This is a genomic window from Scytonema sp. UIC 10036, from assembly GCF_009725235.1.
This window is the reverse complement of the sequence record NZ_WJFC01000033.1, coordinates 36,538-51,208: the sequence shown is the minus strand read 5'-3', so window position 1 is coordinate 51,208 and position 14,671 is coordinate 36,538. Positions and strand designations below refer to the sequence as shown.

14 protein-coding genes and 1 pseudogene are annotated in these 14,671 nt (G+C 40.5%); 9 read left to right on the top strand and 6 right to left on the bottom strand.

Going from position 1 to position 14,671, the window contains the following annotated elements:
* Positions 1 to 477: 477 nt before the first annotated feature.
* Positions 478 to 960, top strand: coding sequence for a helix-turn-helix domain-containing protein (locus tag F7734_RS17660; RefSeq protein WP_155745914.1), 483 nt, complete (start codon positions 478 to 480; stop codon positions 958 to 960).
* Between the two features lie 112 nt (positions 961 to 1,072).
* Here the strand turns inward: F7734_RS17660 and F7734_RS17655 are convergent, their stop codons facing one another.
* Positions 1,073 to 1,537, bottom strand: a complete 465-nt coding sequence (locus F7734_RS17655) for a hypothetical protein (RefSeq protein ID WP_166481967.1) — start codon at positions 1,535 to 1,537, stop codon at positions 1,073 to 1,075.
* Here F7734_RS17655 and F7734_RS17650 point away from each other — a divergent pair.
* The 3 genes and pseudogenes from F7734_RS17650 to F7734_RS17640 form a co-directional block, all read left to right on the top strand.
* Positions 1,534 to 1,710 (top strand): annotated as a pseudogene (locus tag F7734_RS17650) (PriCT-2 domain-containing protein); the annotation flags it as partial. The gene F7734_RS17655 and the pseudogene F7734_RS17650 sit on opposite strands and share 4 nt — an antisense overlap.
* Entirely contained in the window at positions 1,707 to 1,940 is a 234-nt protein-coding gene (locus tag F7734_RS17645; protein WP_155745912.1) for a hypothetical protein, read from the top strand. The pseudogene F7734_RS17650 and the gene F7734_RS17645, both read left to right, overlap by 4 nt.
* 343 nt (positions 1,941 to 2,283) lie before the next feature.
* Positions 2,284 to 3,744: an extracellular solute-binding protein gene (locus tag F7734_RS17640; protein ID WP_155745911.1), complete on the top strand. Its 1,461-nt coding sequence runs from the start codon at positions 2,284 to 2,286 to the stop codon at positions 3,742 to 3,744.
* A gap of 66 nt (positions 3,745 to 3,810) precedes the next feature.
* Here the strand turns inward: F7734_RS17640 and F7734_RS17635 are convergent, their stop codons facing one another.
* Both F7734_RS17635 and F7734_RS17630 read right to left on the bottom strand, forming a co-directional pair.
* Complete coding sequence (locus tag F7734_RS17635; RefSeq protein ID WP_155745910.1) at positions 3,811 to 5,424, bottom strand: hypothetical protein; 1,614 nt, start codon at positions 5,422 to 5,424, stop codon at positions 3,811 to 3,813.
* Positions 5,425 to 5,443: 19 nt separating this feature from the next.
* Positions 5,444 to 6,277 (bottom strand): CHAT domain-containing protein, encoded by an 834-nt coding sequence (locus F7734_RS17630; RefSeq protein ID WP_155745909.1) that lies wholly within the window; start codon positions 6,275 to 6,277, stop codon positions 5,444 to 5,446.
* Between the two features lie 134 nt (positions 6,278 to 6,411).
* Between F7734_RS17630 and F7734_RS17625 the strand changes: the two genes are divergently transcribed.
* Positions 6,412 to 6,657 (top strand): hypothetical protein, encoded by a 246-nt coding sequence (locus F7734_RS17625; RefSeq protein WP_155745908.1) that lies wholly within the window; start codon positions 6,412 to 6,414, stop codon positions 6,655 to 6,657.
* A 1,335-nt stretch (positions 6,658 to 7,992) separates the two neighbouring features.
* On the opposite strand, the gene F7734_RS17615 is transcribed toward F7734_RS17625, so the two are convergent.
* Entirely contained in the window at positions 7,993 to 8,160 is a 168-nt protein-coding gene (locus F7734_RS17615) for a hypothetical protein (RefSeq protein ID WP_155745907.1), read from the bottom strand.
* A gap of 63 nt (positions 8,161 to 8,223) precedes the next feature.
* On the opposite strand from F7734_RS17615, the gene F7734_RS17610 reads away from it, so the two are divergent.
* The 3 genes from F7734_RS17610 (at position 8,224) to F7734_RS17600 (ending at position 10,224) form a co-directional block, all read left to right on the top strand.
* Positions 8,224 to 8,586 carry a type II toxin-antitoxin system RelE/ParE family toxin gene (locus F7734_RS17610; protein WP_155745906.1) on the top strand — a complete coding sequence of 121 codons (363 nt, stop codon included), beginning with the start codon at positions 8,224 to 8,226 and terminating at the stop codon, positions 8,584 to 8,586.
* The gene (locus F7734_RS17605) at positions 8,561 to 8,884 is read left to right on the top strand and encodes an addiction module antidote protein (protein WP_155745905.1); all 324 of its coding nucleotides are present in this window, start codon (positions 8,561 to 8,563) and stop codon (positions 8,882 to 8,884) included. Before F7734_RS17610 ends, F7734_RS17605 begins: the two co-directional genes overlap by 26 nt.
* Before the next feature lie 128 nt (positions 8,885 to 9,012).
* On the top strand, positions 9,013 to 10,224 hold the full coding sequence (locus F7734_RS17600) for a hypothetical protein (protein ID WP_207714130.1): 1,212 nt from the start codon (positions 9,013 to 9,015) through the stop codon (positions 10,222 to 10,224).
* Positions 10,225 to 10,240: 16 nt separating this feature from the next.
* Here F7734_RS17600 and F7734_RS17595 read toward each other — a convergent pair whose 3' ends face one another.
* Complete coding sequence (locus tag F7734_RS17595) at positions 10,241 to 11,140, bottom strand: M48 family metallopeptidase (RefSeq protein ID WP_155745904.1); 900 nt, start codon at positions 11,138 to 11,140, stop codon at positions 10,241 to 10,243.
* A gap of 565 nt (positions 11,141 to 11,705) precedes the next feature.
* Here F7734_RS17595 and F7734_RS17590 point away from each other — a divergent pair.
* A complete protein-coding gene (locus F7734_RS17590) occupies positions 11,706 to 12,269 on the top strand; it encodes a hypothetical protein (RefSeq protein WP_155745903.1) in 564 nt (187 codons plus the stop codon).
* Positions 12,270 to 12,290: 21 nt separating this feature from the next.
* On the opposite strand, the gene F7734_RS17585 is transcribed toward F7734_RS17590, so the two are convergent.
* On the bottom strand, positions 12,291 to 14,582 hold the full coding sequence (locus F7734_RS17585) for an NB-ARC domain-containing protein (RefSeq protein ID WP_243146937.1): 2,292 nt from the start codon (positions 14,580 to 14,582) through the stop codon (positions 12,291 to 12,293).
* Between the last annotated feature and the right edge of the window lie 89 nt (positions 14,583 to 14,671).

Genomic DNA, 14,671 nt, shown 5'->3' with positions numbered 1-14,671 from the left:
AAAGGCATAGGTGGAACAAAACTAAACTTGCGATATAAGCGCTCTTGTTGTTCTCCAAATGCTCAAACTTTTACTAGGAAAGTATTTGGGGAACTGAATCAACCCAAAGGCATAAAATATCTAGACAGTATTAAGTTTTCTGAAATAAGAAAATGGTCATACCTTCGCTCTAAAAACAAGCGAATTTTTGCAAAAATGTAAGGTATACTTAAGCAGTTTACCGAAGGCCAATACGGAGAAAGGAAACACCTGTCAAAGGGAAGGCGTACACAGAGCAGTAGATTCATGGTATTATGGACTCAATGATAGATAAAGAGCATTTGTCCAGCCTGTTACAACAGGTTGGATTGCTTTTCCCTCAAGACTTTGGTAGTTCAAAGTCTTGATTTATTTGGAATAATACTTATACTTGAAGAGTATATCAGCTAATATGCATTTTGGCAAAACTAATTTAGTGAAAAAAGGAGTAAACAAGGAATGCCAGTTCCAAAAGCGCCTCCTGTAGAACTAGACGAGGTAGAAAAAAAACTACTGGAATCAATTGCTGAGACAGAAGAAGAGTATATCAGCAAGCGGGCGCTTGTCATACTGGAAGCTGCTAAGGGGGAGAGTAATACAAACATATGCAAAAAGACAGGAACTAGTTTCCATCACGTATCGACTTGGCGTAAAAAGTGGCTGAATGCAACATTTATAGCTCAAACGGAAGAAGAGCTAAGGGAATTAATCAAACAGTTTCTTGAATCAAAGGACGGAAGACCCAGAAAGTGCAAACAAGTCGAAGTTGCAAAAATTATTGAAATTAGTAAATGGAACGAGAGAAGCTATCGATCGCAACACGCCAAGAACGAGCTTATTGCATCTGAAGCAGTACGTAGAGGAATCGTTTCAGATATATCGCCTAGAAGCATAGGGCGCTTGCTGGAACAGTACCAAAAAGAAATAGCAGCTTCAAGTTAGCAAAAAAACGCTTACCTTCAGCGAGACTTGTGGCGCGGCGAGCAACGCTACCTGTCCAACATCAAAACCTCTAGGCACTCGTGGTAATCTTTAGAAAATTTGAGAAGAACTTTCAAATAACGAAGTATTCAAATTTGAACACTTCGTTATTTCCTTGGTTGTTCCTTCTGAAATTGGTATACTTGCCCAACTTCAAACCCCCTAAAAGGATTGCGAAATCCTTGACCTTCAACACTTCCCCCCGATGCTCGTCGCAAATAAACTTATACGCTGCATCATTGCTACGGTTGAATTCTTTTTGTAATGCTGAAGCTGAACGTAATTTGCCTTCTTCTCTTAATTGAGAGATAAACTCAAATACTTTTTTGCCCTTAGAATAGCTTCCAGTACTAATTTGCAAATTCTCAGCAACAATAGCCCGTACATTTATCCGCTCGGTTTCTTGAGAATTATTTGCATCATCTGCTTTAAGCATTGGATTTGAAGAGAACCCAGACGGTTCTAGAGAGATGATACTAACAAAGGAGAAAGCAAAGAAAAAAGTAAAAGAATTATTTGGTGAATAGTCTTTGCTCAAAAATTAGAGTTCTTAAAAGTGTTAGCCCAATCTTACTTAAAGCATGGGACTCCTGGAGCCAGCTATCACCAAAGTATACAATAGGCGAATGTGCTTATAAATGGCAGTCGTTTCGCAAATCGGGCATCACTATCCGTATCTTATTTAGATTCGCCCAATCTTTCTTAGTATGAACAGTCAAATGGGTCATTTTCATCCAATGCAAGCTCATTGGGCACATTTCGACTTCACCCCAGCGATCGCACAAATAAACTTGAAGACAGTACGTTCGCTCTTGATTGAAGAGAGAGAGGAATTAATACCGGACGTGGGTAAGGTTTCAATACGAATAAAGTTTGACACTAAGTTTGTGAAAATGCTTGAGAATAAAAGCCCATCATACAAAATCCAGTCGCAAGCATAGCAAACTATAAATGGTTCCAGTGTAGAACTTTATTGTTTTTATACACTCGTGTCAGGTTCGAAAACCCCGATTTCTCTTTCCATATATTACACCGTTACTCTCCTTCAGCCTTCGTATTACATGGTATGAGTACAATCAGATCCAAGAGCGCCAGTTTTTTCCTTACCCAATCAGGCATTAATTCCTCTCTCCCTCATAAAATAAGCGAACGTACAGTTTTATACAGCTTCATATCGAATTGGTATAAGTCCTAATTCATTTGAATTTTTATTGCAATACAATGAAAAGATATCTCCAGTGGCGGTAGAACACTTTAGTAATATAAAACCTCAGTATCTTTACTATGGAGAAAAAGTATCAATTTTGCACACTCCGAAAGTTGTTGCAGAAACTTGGGGTCTTACAAGTTGTGTGGTTTCTGATTGCCTTATTTATAGGCTTTCAGTTAATTTCAGCTTGTTCTGCTCAGCAAGCAGTCATTCTTTCTCTTGCAGTGACTCAAGACGAAGTACAACATTGGACACCACTGATTAAACAGTTTAATGATAAGTATCAAAATAATATTGAGATAAAACTCGAAAATATTGAAGGAGATCGACTAGATGGTAGCGATAAATTAAAAAAATTCTTGGTTGATGCTTTCACAAAAAGAAAGCCTACCGATCTGCTGCTTTATTTAGACATCATCTGGGTTCCTGAATTTGCCGCACGAGATTGGCTCATGGATCTCACTCGAGAGTTTCCACCCCAAGAATTAAAGAAGGATTTTCTAGTTAATGAGGTCGAAAATGGCTGCTATGGAGGTAAAAATTGCGAGGAAGGCAAACTATATCGCGTTCCCTTCCGCACTGATATAGGCTTGCTCTACTACCGAAAAGACTTGGTACAGGCTAATAAAATACCGAAAACGTTTGACGAGTTGAAAACTATCTCCAAAGAATTGCAGGATAAGTTGCGGAAAACCCAAAAAGATTCTGATTTTTGGGGATATCTCTGGCCTGGGAAGGATGAATCACTTGTAGCTATGTTTACTGAAGTACTACATGGTCATGGTGGCTACTGGATCAAAAACCAAAAAGTAGAACTCGATCAACAACAAACATTAGTAGGACTCGATCAACAACAAGCATTAGATGCGGTCAAATTCTTAAGAAACACGATTGATAATAACATCTCTCCCCCTAATTATGCCAATTTCCTCGAAGAAGATCTCCTTGAGAAATTCATAGCTGGTAAAGCTGTTTTTATGCGTAATTGGCCATTCGTCTGGGCTAAGGGTCATGAAACTGGATCTAAAGTGAGTGGCAAGATTGGTATTATTCCTATGGTTCATGTAAATCAGATTACTAGTGGTTTATGCAAAGGGGGCTGGGGCTTTGGAGTTGCCAAACATACAAAACATCGAAATGAAGCTATAAAAGCTATCAAATTCTTTACTAGTGCCCCAATTCAACGCCAATTCACCTTGAATTATGGCTCTGTACCAAGTCGTCGAAGACTATTTTTTGATCCTAAAATTATTACTAGATATAGACACTATCCACAGTTGCTAAATTGGATGGATAGTGATATAAAAAAAGGTGCAACAACAGAATGGATTCCACGTCCACGTATTCCGCAATACACACAAGCAAGCTGTATTTTACAGAAGTATCTCAAAGAGGCATTACGCTCTGATGATGAAGAGGTAATTAAAAAGATGATGGGTACAGCAGCTCAGGAAACACGGGAATTACTTAGTAAAAAAACGCAGGAATCACTAGATACAGAAACACTCAAGTGCGAAACAGCAAGCAAAAATTAGACCTGTGGATGCAGCTTATTTGAAACTGAAACAATTTGCTCAGACCAAAGAAGGTCAAAGTCTTGCCTATTCAGGTAACTTTCTCATATTTATACTGCCATCGGCTCTAGCCGTAGCAAGGTACACTTCATCTTTGTGTGTTGGGCTAAAGGCGACGGCCATCACTAAGCCATTCCCTTCCGGTGTAAACGGGCTAACTGTTGTGCTTCCTTTCTCTGTGTTCAATACTGTTACATCTGTTCTAGTATCATCTATGTTAGCTATAGCCAAATACTTGTCATCTGAACTAAAGGCAATGGCTGTTACATGAGTATTTTTATTCTGATCTTCGACCAGAGTAAACTTCTTCTTATTCTTCCAATCCCAGATGTATACTTTTTGATCTAAGCTGAGCGCGGTTATAAATTTCCCACCCGGACTGACACTAACATCCATAACATAAGTAAGACTATTATCCTTAGGCAAAGAAGCAGGATTTTCAAGGTCAGAGATATCCCTTACCTGTATAGTTCCATCAGCACTACCTGTAACGAGATTTATCTTATTTCCATCTTTCAAAAATGCAATGGCTGTAACGTTACTGATACTTTTCAGCAGTTGAGGGGTAAAGGTGCTATCATTTGCTTTCAACTCCCATACATTTGCTGTATCGTTGACATCGGTTGTAGCTATGTAATTTCCATCATGACTAAAGCTAACAGACACTATATAAGCTTTTCGTTGTGTTTGAGGTGGTGTTAAAACCTTTACTTCTTTCAAATTCTTCATGTTCCACACTTTTATCTCGCCGTCAGCACTAGCCGTAGCCACGTAGTTTCCATCCTGACTAAAGTCAATTGTAACTACAGAGTTCTTGTACGGCGGTTCATTATTAGGCTTTGTAAGATTGTGGCTTAAATCTTGGTGCTTCGAGCTAATGATACTATGATTCACATTCCATAAGTTTGCTGAATTCAAAGTAGCTGTGGCTAAATATTTTCCGTCAGGACTGAATTTAACAGCCACTACACCCTCTGTCTCTAGCTGACAAGGGATATCGCTGCCATTCTTCTGGTCGGTGGTTTCTGTTACTTTTAATATTCGTACTGTTTTGTCCAAACTTGCTGTTGCGAGATACTCCCCATTAGGACTAAAGTCTATGCTGCTCACATCAGCAGCGGGCGATTTACAGACATCTGAATTAGAGAGTCTCAAGATGTAAAACATAAATACTACACTTACACCACATAAAATAAATACAGTAAAAATAACTAGCCTCTTTTTGCAAGTATAAAGTTTGATTCTTAAAGCTCTCAGAAACGAGAAAAAGGAACTTATTATTGCGGGTTTCTTAAACCTGCGTAATTTTGCTTCAACCTGCTTAATCTCCCGATCAATTTCAGGTATTTCCCTGTTGGGCAACTCCTGTTGAGTTTCGTTATTCTGGCTGTGCCTTAACCCAGGTTGCTGGGGCGTCGCCTCCCTCTCGTCTAATTGCTTTTCAATATCCTGCAATTGAGTTTGCACCTCTTTAATTTGCTGCTCCAATTGAAACTTCTTAGCTGCATCAGTCTCAGTTGCTAAAGCGTGACGCAACTTAGAGAATTTTTCATGGTACAGATCCCATAGTTTTTGAAGCTCTTCGTTTTCTTTTCTTACCCTCTTAGTGCTATTAGGCGGTTCCTGATTAAAAGTCATCATTCAGTTCCTCGTCCTAAATCTATTGCAGCTCATGCTCAATCTTGAATATGTCCTCTTCAAGATGTCCCAAATGACTTTTTTCATTTTCAATTTGTTCCTCTAACTGAAACTTAATTGCTTCACTCACTTCAATTGCCAAAGCAGTACGCAATCGCCTTATTTTGTTGTTCCGTAAATTCCAATCTTTTTCAAGTGTCTTCAATTTCTCCTCTGCTCGACGACGTTGTCCGTCTGTTAACCCGACTTTATTAAGTGAAGGCTTGGAGGAAGAGGATAAATTAGGATTTTTCTTAATTACTAAGGTTGTTTCTTCTGAAAACCCCTCCAATTGAATAGCATTGCGACCAAATTCGTAGGCACGTTCAACAGAGCTACCAGCACCTATCGCACGATAAAAACCCTCGGCAAATGTAATTGCTGCTTTATCTCCAATTGCTTGGTTCGTGCCAATCACACAGCTAACGTGTTGAACGATAGCCTCAGCCTGAACCTCTGAATAACAAGCATTGAGAATTACACATTCAAGTTTCTCTTTAAACAAACGAAATAATTCCGCCAGTGCTTGTGCATCCACTAGCTTTGGGTTCCCGGTTAAATCTTCCAGCACAAGTTCCTTATCCGCAACACCATGTCCAGAAAAGTGAACAATCTGCGGTTCTACATCTAACATGGCTTGCTGAACATCTTTGGGACGTACTGCCCAACGCTGTTCTACGATAAAGCGATCGCGTTTTTTGGCTAAACGTATTGCCTCTTGAATGTTACGCACCTCTTCATCTAAGCGCAGGGGTGATGTTTCTTTTGGATTTGCTACCAGAATCAGGATTTTTTTTACGGTTGTGTTGTCACTCATATAGTAATATTGATTACCTAAATGTTCGCTACAGATAAAGCCTCTAAAATGAAAGTCCATCCACACAGGGAACTAATGAATTCAGGAGTGAATTGCTTGAGATGTTTAGACAGATATATATACGCTATTTAAGGATGCATTTGTCTGACCCTGATGGTAGCAGCAAAGAAATTGAATTTTATCATATGAAACGCGAATTTGGCGATCGCCAAGGTCAAGATGGCTTTCGCTATCTCTACTGGTGGCAGATCTTCGGTGTACCGCGTCCGTTTGTTGATTTACTTGAACTTGAGGAGTTTTATTGGCATCGGCTAAAAATTGCTTCTTCGCGTAATGATGATGAAGTTGCTTTGCTCACATCTTGCACCAAGAAAATTTGATGGAAATTTATCACACAGTACTAAATAAAAACCCTTGTTTTTGCGATAAAAGCTAGAGCGCCGGTCGAGTAGAAGGTATTGACAAATGAAGCATAGTATGAAGCAAGGGGAGTGTAGATGACTCAAAGCTTTATACAACCCTGGTCGGTTTGATAGCTTAAAAAAAGCAAGCACTTAAGAAAGGCTACTGAAGAGTTTTTAGGAAAGCGCTTTGAGGAAACCAACAAGGGCAACTCCCAACACGGCCATCAAAATCAATACAAGTATGTATTGATTATTTACCTAAATTGCACGATTGTCATAAATTTTCAACTCAATACTCGCTCTAAAAGTTCAAAAATTCCCGACATAAATACTATGAAAAATACATATATGAAAAATATTCGTTAAGACTGTAAAGCGCTGATTAAAAAAACCTAATCAACCACAGGTGTCTTTCTTTATCGCTGCCAATTTCATAACGCTTCCGGCGCTTTCATAGTAGATTTTTGATAGTGTTTATGTGTGATTTTTGGGAACTTTTAGAGCGAGTATTGAGTTGAAAATTTATGACAATCGCGCAATTTAGGTAAATAATCAATACATACTTGTATTGATTTTGATGGCCGTGTTGGGAGTTGTCCGTGTTGGTTTCCTCAAAGCGCTTTCCTAAAAACTCTTCAGGCGCTTTTCTTAAATGCTTGCTTTTTTTAAGCTATCAAACCGACAGGGTTGTATAAAGCTTTGAGTCATCTACATTACCCTTGCTTCATACTATGCTTCATTTGTCAATACCTTCTACTCGACCGGCGCTCTAGATGCAAAACTCAATGGGGGTGGGAAAGTTGAATCTCATGAAATTGCGGTTCTTTCGTACATAGCGTGCTAAATTTTCATTAAAATCTATAATTATGCTTTATTTACAAGGCTTACAGGCACTCACGGATTCAATTTGAGCAAGGAATACCGTTTTGAAACTAATAATGGCTGTAGGGTAAGTCCAGCAATAGTTTTAAGCTTATTTTTAGACAAGTTTAGCACGCTAAGTACGCAAGAGGAGCCGCTGTTGCTCACGGCTGCTTTTGGAAATATCATCCGGCTAAAGCTTATGAGTGGGAACTGCGGTTACAAGATGAAATTTCTGAAGATTTTACTCTTGAGGAAACAAATTCTGATAGTCTGCGCCTAGCTTTTGCTAGAGAAAATCTCCATCTCGTGCGGGAAATTATCGAAAAAGAAGAGAAGCGACGGGAACGCAAACGCAAAAAAGAAGAAACTCAAGAGGAAGATTATGAACTAGATTCCGCATTCGCAATTCTTACCGCCTAGCGCGATATACAGTCTAGCGCGATATATTTAATACATAATAATCTTTATTTGCGGAATATGCGGCTGTGCCGATCGCGATAAGCTGGGTACAGCTTGCGCTTCGCGATAAGCCGGGTACGGCTTGCGCCAAGGGCGATCGCACTCCGACAAACGCAGTTCCTCAAAACTGCATGAGGTGTTTTTTTTCTTCCACAATCAAAACATCGGAGTACACTCTTGATATGTTGTCGCTTTTAAGCTACAGTTTATAATTAAAATATGACTGATATCGTCCGTAAGAAAACCCTAAAAGTCTATGCAACCGAAGACGGGAAAGAGCCGTATACCGAATGGCTGGAAAGCTTGAAAGATTATACAATCCGTTCAAGAATAATCCGGCGCATAGAGCGGCTCAAGCAAGGCAATTACGGGGATTGCAAGTCAGTTGGTGAAGGCGTTCAAGAACTGAGGTTTTTCTTTGGCAGTGGTTACCGTGTTTACTTTGGAGAATCTGCAAACGATTTGGTAATTCTTCTGTGCGGCGGCGACAAGGACAGCCAGGATAAAGATATAGAAAAGGCTAAAGGATATTGGCAGACCTATCAGGAGGAACAGGATGAGCAAGAAACTGAGAAGCCATGAGGAAGTTGTGCTCGAGCAGCTACAGAACCCGGAAATGGCAAAGTCTTATCTGGACGTTGCTCTTGAAGAGTACGAACAGGATGGCGATTTGGCATTTTTTCTGGAAGCACTGCGGAACGTGGTAGAAGCACGGGAGGGAATGACTAGCCTTGCGGAAAAAACGGGGTTGAACCGTCAGAATCTTTACCGGGTGTTGTCCTCTGAAGGTAATCCGGAACTGCGAACCATCAGCCTTATCCTGCACCATCTCGGCTATCGCCTGAGTGTGCAACCAATTCATGCTTCGTCAGAGCATTAAAGTAGCAAAACATGGAGTTCTTGGCAAGGTAACGACGGCTTGAGGTACAACCATATAAGAGATTGTTCTTGAGGAAAGCAGTGGTAACGTCTTTGCTGACCTCAAGTTAGAGGAGGCAAGGAGGCTGCATGAATCAATTAAGTCCAATCACCGCAGTTTTAGAAGCAGAACTGAAGCGGGAACTGCGCCAACGCGGTATTGTTATTTGGCTAGATAAAGACGGGTACTATAACAGTTATGTTGATGAGTTAATCGCCCGCTATCACCGTGGTGACTTTTTTGCCCCAGTTGTTGCTTTTCGCGGCAGTTACTTAGAGATGGTACTTGCTCTCGAACCCTATGGCAATGGGCTTGACCCCGAACCGTTGTTAATTCACATGCCCGGTCATACGGAAGAAACTATCCGCAAAACTCCTATTCTGGAACTTTACCGCGCTGGCTACCGTTTCCGCAAAGCTTTTGACACCTTGATTCGGGAAGCAGTCACGGGGCACATTAACCATGAGGGTATCGAAAATTACCTTAACAATGGCATTACTGACTTACCATCTGCTGAGATGTGGCTGCAAAATAACCTTTCCCAACCCCAGGACGGACTGGCAGCTTATTTAACAAATCTCAGTTTGGAGTGGATTGTGGATGGTATCCTGGGTGAGGAAAAAGTACTGCTATCGAGAATCAGCGACCAAACTGCTCTCAACACTTTAACAGAACATCTCTACCGTCACACGGGGATGAACGCAGCTTTTGTACGGTTTTTTCACGGTGATACACCCCTATCTTTCCTCGACCTGGGGGAAATATTCGCTGCTTGGCTGATGTGCGTTGAGTATGTCCATGACCTCAGTCGTCCACCTCATCTTGATGCACTTCAACCCCTGACCCAACTTTCTCTCCCTTTGCGAAAGACTTGTAAGCAACTTGTGGAATATTTGCGAAAACGCCATCCAGATATTTATGCAGCCAAAGCAGCAATTGTAGAATCCCATCTAGAACAAGAACTCAATCAAATTAGCCCCGAAGACTTGGGACAATTTGAAACTTTCCAGTGGGAAGAAACCGCTATTTTACAAAGCGCCGTACAAGCACTGGTGACAGGGGAATTTAAGAAAGCCTTGCACTGGTCGCAATCCCGTACTGAGTCTGCTTCCTTTATGGGCAACGCTGATATAGCAGTCCTAAATGATTTACAAACACCTCTTCCTTGTCTTCCTTGTCTCCCTTGTCTCCCTTGTCCTCCTTGTCCTCCTTGTCCTCCTTGTCCTCCTTGTCCTCCTTGTCTTCCTTGTCCTCCTTGTCCTCCTTGTCCTCCTTGTCTCCCTTGTTTGGATCTCAAATAGGATTGCTATAGAGGAATTATCGAGAGATAAATCTGGAGTTGATTCGCAAAGAAACTCCATCCTCTGACAAATCTAATTTTAGTGGTTGAGGATTATTTTTTAACCGCTCATTACCATCTGTCCATAAAGGAAACCACAAATATTTATTCATGACTTGCTTTAAAGTATTAATTCTTTGTTGTGTCGGAGGATGGCTGCTATTTTCTGTGTAGTCTGAAGGGAAACGCGAAAACAGGTTAAAGACTCGCAAACCTCCATTTATATCATAACCTGCTTTTATCATATAGATGTAACCGATTTCGTCTGCTTGAAATTCATGCTGGCGATTTAATGCAAGCATTGTTCTATCAAACTCTTGTTTTTTCTGGAGAATAATTCGTTGTTTGATGACATCTTTTGTAGCGGTTGATATGGGTTTTTGAGATTTTCTCCGTTCTTGTACAATCCAATTGTTATACTCTGCTTCTGCTTCTTTGAGTAATTTTTCTTTTAAACTAGTTTCTGCTTCTTCTTGCTGTGCGGAGTGGCGGTGTGTATGGTGGGCTAATTCATGACTGATAATAAATGCTAAAGCTGCATCATCGCCATGTATTTGGTCTAGTAAGCCTTGGTAAATTATAATTTTGTTTAATTCCCCAGCATAGGCATTGAAATTATATTCATTAGTGATTTGAAAGCGCCAGGGATAGTCATCAAGTCCATTGGCTCGAATCACTCTTTCCGCTACCCTATAAACCCATTGCGAGTTACTTTTTTTCTGTTGAACTGGTGGGGTATAAGTTGATGAATTTGTAGTGGTTGAAAGCGATGGTAATGTAATAGCTTGCACGAAACTTGATGTGTTGAAGTTTAGTAAAACGCTGCTGCTAAAACCTAATGTGGTGAAAATGATTTTGCGAAGGTATGAGGATGCCATAATCGTAAACATCAATTTGCTTCATTTGAACGCCTTTGATTAATTATCCTGATAACAACTATATTTTTATGCATTTTTGAAAACTTTATAAATAACTGACTTTCATGGAATTTGGAAAAGAAAGAGTGGTTCGCGAATATTCTGACTTTGTTGGCGTCATATTTTTCTTTTTTTAAATTGAAAACTGAAACTGACAATTAACGCAACATTAGATAACTCAGCAATAAGCAAGCTTGACTTGACTAGTATTCAGATTTTTTCTGAAGATGCATAAAATAACTCCCGAGCTTTGGATATTTATATAGGGGGTGCCATAAATGCTACTAGACGCATCCTAGGATGGATGATGTCTCAATACTGCGTAGGTTTTGCATAAAAATACGAAATTACGTAGGTTGGGGTGAGGAACAAAACCCAACATTTATCAGCATTTGTTGGGTTTCGCTGTCGCTCAACCCAACCTACTATTTCCCTTAACCGAGTAGTATTGGATCGCCAGACCATCGCCAATTTTTACAATAAAACCAAACAATTCAATTGATATTTCTTTTAGAGGAACAGAAAAATGGCAAAAAACCTTGTTTTCATCGAGTTGGAGGAACAGAGATTAAATATAAATTCGCTCGATCGCCTGCAAGTCGTTAACCTTTTGTACGAAAAGATTTCTACTTTTTCCGAAAAATTGTATAAATTGGACTTGCAGCCCGTCGCTAAAAAACTGATGTGTTGCGATCGCGGACATGGGTGGACAGCACAACAAACAGAATTAGCTATTAGTCTTTACAAGATGTTTCTGTGTCTTCACTTCCTGTTTCCAGATACAGAACTGATTCCCACTAAAGAAATTGACGAAGTGTGGCACACCCATATTCTATTAAATACTGATAGATACATTCAAGATTGTCAAGAGCTATATGGCTATATTTTGCATCATTATTCTCCTGTTAATGAGAATTTGGAAGTTCAACACCAACATTATGCAACGGCTAGAGCAGTTACTAAAACCCTGTTTGAAAAATTGTTTGGAGTTAGCGTTTTAGAAAATCAAGAACCTCAGTCGCCATCCTGCTTGATATTATCTTTGTCATCATTACAGGAGAGCGCCTGTCTAACTATCCCTAAAATTTAATTTGGGAGATGCAACTTTCTGTCAGTCCGAGAATAAAGTACGCATTTCTTGAGCTTCTACCGTCATTTTCAAACTTTCAAAACCCTCTATTGCTTCTTTTGCAAAGCGTTTAGCTTGAGCTAAACTCCCCGATAGTTTTTCAAGCTTGGCAAATGATGCTTTATGATAAGCAATAGAACGTTTATCTTTATGTCTCTCTGCTACTGGGAAGCTTAACTCTAACAATCGCCTTGCTTCTTCTAAATTTCCTAGTTGAAGAGCAACATCTGCTAACCAATTCTGGATAGCTACGGCGGCTCTTTGCCATCCTGCTTGTTGAGCAGTCACTAATGCTCGTTGGAAAAAGTTCTGCGCCTGCTGGTAATCTCCACCTTTAAAATGTATTTGTCCCTGATAATAAATAATATGAACAAGTTGTTCCTTTTTTTTCAACTCTGGCAAGTCAGCCTGTTCTAAAAGTTTTTGCTCTTCTTGAAGCCACTCCTGAGCTAGCTCGAACTGTTGCTGATTAATATACAAAATAACAATGTTTGTCGCTAGCTCTAACTGGAACGCGATCGTTTGGTGGTGGCGTAAATTCCAAGCCTCTTGCAATAGAGCTTCTGCTTCTTTCAGTTGGCTGTTTTGTCGCATCCTAATTAATGTTCCAGCGCGATCGCTCATGACTTCAACTGCAAAAACCCAATCACCCGCTTGTTTGGCAGCTTCAATTAACCAAGCTGTCCAGTCTAAACGCTCGTCCCAATATCCACGGACATGAATATAACCCTTAATATGTTGCCAAATTGTTCGCACATCAGAATACCGTGCTTGACTAATACACCATTCAAGTACGGCTCTCAGATTTTCCCATTCAGCTTCTAAATAACTGTAGCCAAGATGCCATTCCTTCCAATTGGTGCCTCCGTAAGCCTCCGAAAACCGAATATACCAATCTACCCATCGCTGTTGCAACTTTTGAGCCAATTCGCTATGGAAGGCTAACTCAGAAGCGGCATATTCGCGGGTTAATTCCAGCATACTGTAGCGTCCTTGGTATTGGGAAACCAAGGAAAGTTGCTGTAATTTAGCCAATCCTTGGGCTGTAACAATTGGATCGGCTTGCTCAAAAGCGACACTAGCAGCAGTTTCTCGGGTAACAGGTTGCACGCCGAGCGAAAGCGCCATTAACAGACAGTGAGGGGGTGTACCTCTTAACGGAATTACCGAGCCTGCAAAACAAAAACGGGCAACATCACCTAATGGTTCCTTAATTTGTGCCAACACATCTTCTAGTAAATAACCCGTCGCTATTTGACCAACGGCATAAATAATTGCCGCAGGTATTCCGCTCACTCCAGAAAAAAGTTGCTCTTGTTCTTTAGCGCTAAGATTTATACCTTTTTCTTTGGCTTGATGTTGAATGAGGTGCAAACCATGTTCTTGAGGCAAACAACCGAGACGAATGGGTACAAACAAAGCTTGTTCGCGGGTAGTAATAATAACTTTTACCGTTGGTGGTAAATCGTAGAGGAAGGAAAGAACTTCCTGCTGATCTTCAATGGTCTCCAAATTATCAACAATCAATAGGGTTCTTGTTTGAGATAATTTCTCTCGAAGTGGGTTGAATTGTTCCTCTAGAGGTAAAGAAGTAATTTCACTCAGGTCTAGGACACGAGCGATTTCCCGACAAATATCCCGCAGAGTGCGCTCTCTGGTTAATCGAGGCAGGATACCAATAGAGGTGAGATAATTCTGTTTAGCTGAGGTGAAGACAATGGCTTCAAAAGTTGGAAGGCTCTTAACGAGATATTCATTATTGCTGGCTTCCAAGCAACGATAAGCCACTTCCACGACTAGAGTTGTTTTACCTACACCACCAATACCGTCCACACTAATTAAATGAGCGGGATGCTGAAAATCTAGAAGTTCCAACAGCCGCGTGATTTCTTGAATGCGACCGACAAAGGCTGTATATTCTCTTGCTGGTAAGTTTTGATAAACGAGATGTTTTTGGCTGATAGTTACCAAATTAGGTTCGGCTTCTTGGTGAGGTAGATTAGCTGATGCTTTACGTGCTGAAGACTCCTCTACATTTTCCTCTAACCGTTGTAATTGTTCCAACTTGTTCTCCAAGAAAAATCTGAGTTTACTTTCTTTACCCCGGCTAGCACCACTGATGTTGAACTTCCTGTATACCTGACCCATCCGTTTCAAGCAAGCATCTGCAGACGTACTCAATTGAGCGGCTATCTGCTCGTAACTCAGACCATCCCCCATCCGCATCAAGAAAACTTGCTGCTGCTCTGGAGATAGTTCATGCTCGTGAGCCATTTGAGAAAGAAAATTACGCGACAACATTCATCAAGAAATAATTTGGCTGTTCATCCTCCAGCTTACTCTGCTTTCGGAGGCTATTATAA

What these genes read in the sequence shown, in the direction of transcription:
- F7734_RS17595 (WP_155745904.1), bottom strand. Translation starts at nt 11,140, where the DNA reads ATGGCATCCTCATACCTTCGCAAAATCATTTTCACCACATTAGGTTTT.
- F7734_RS17600 (WP_207714130.1), top strand. Translation starts at nt 9,013, where the DNA reads ATGAATCAATTAAGTCCAATCACCGCAGTTTTAGAAGCAGAACTGAAG.
- F7734_RS17635 (WP_155745910.1), bottom strand. Translation starts at nt 5,424, where the DNA reads ATGATGACTTTTAATCAGGAACCGCCTAATAGCACTAAGAGGGTAAGA.
- F7734_RS17645 (WP_155745912.1), top strand. Translation starts at nt 1,707, where the DNA reads ATGAACAGTCAAATGGGTCATTTTCATCCAATGCAAGCTCATTGGGCA.
- F7734_RS17605 (WP_155745905.1), top strand. Translation starts at nt 8,561, where the DNA reads ATGAGCAAGAAACTGAGAAGCCATGAGGAAGTTGTGCTCGAGCAGCTA.
- F7734_RS17660 (WP_155745914.1), top strand. Translation starts at nt 478, where the DNA reads ATGCCAGTTCCAAAAGCGCCTCCTGTAGAACTAGACGAGGTAGAAAAA.
- F7734_RS17640 (WP_155745911.1), top strand. Translation starts at nt 2,284, where the DNA reads ATGGAGAAAAAGTATCAATTTTGCACACTCCGAAAGTTGTTGCAGAAA.
- F7734_RS17625 (WP_155745908.1), top strand. Translation starts at nt 6,412, where the DNA reads ATGCATTTGTCTGACCCTGATGGTAGCAGCAAAGAAATTGAATTTTAT.
- F7734_RS17630 (WP_155745909.1), bottom strand. Translation starts at nt 6,277, where the DNA reads ATGAGTGACAACACAACCGTAAAAAAAATCCTGATTCTGGTAGCAAAT.
- F7734_RS17610 (WP_155745906.1), top strand. Translation starts at nt 8,224, where the DNA reads ATGACTGATATCGTCCGTAAGAAAACCCTAAAAGTCTATGCAACCGAA.
- F7734_RS17585 (WP_243146937.1), bottom strand. Translation starts at nt 14,582, where the DNA reads ATGGCTCACGAGCATGAACTATCTCCAGAGCAGCAGCAAGTTTTCTTG.
- F7734_RS17590 (WP_155745903.1), top strand. Translation starts at nt 11,706, where the DNA reads ATGGCAAAAAACCTTGTTTTCATCGAGTTGGAGGAACAGAGATTAAAT.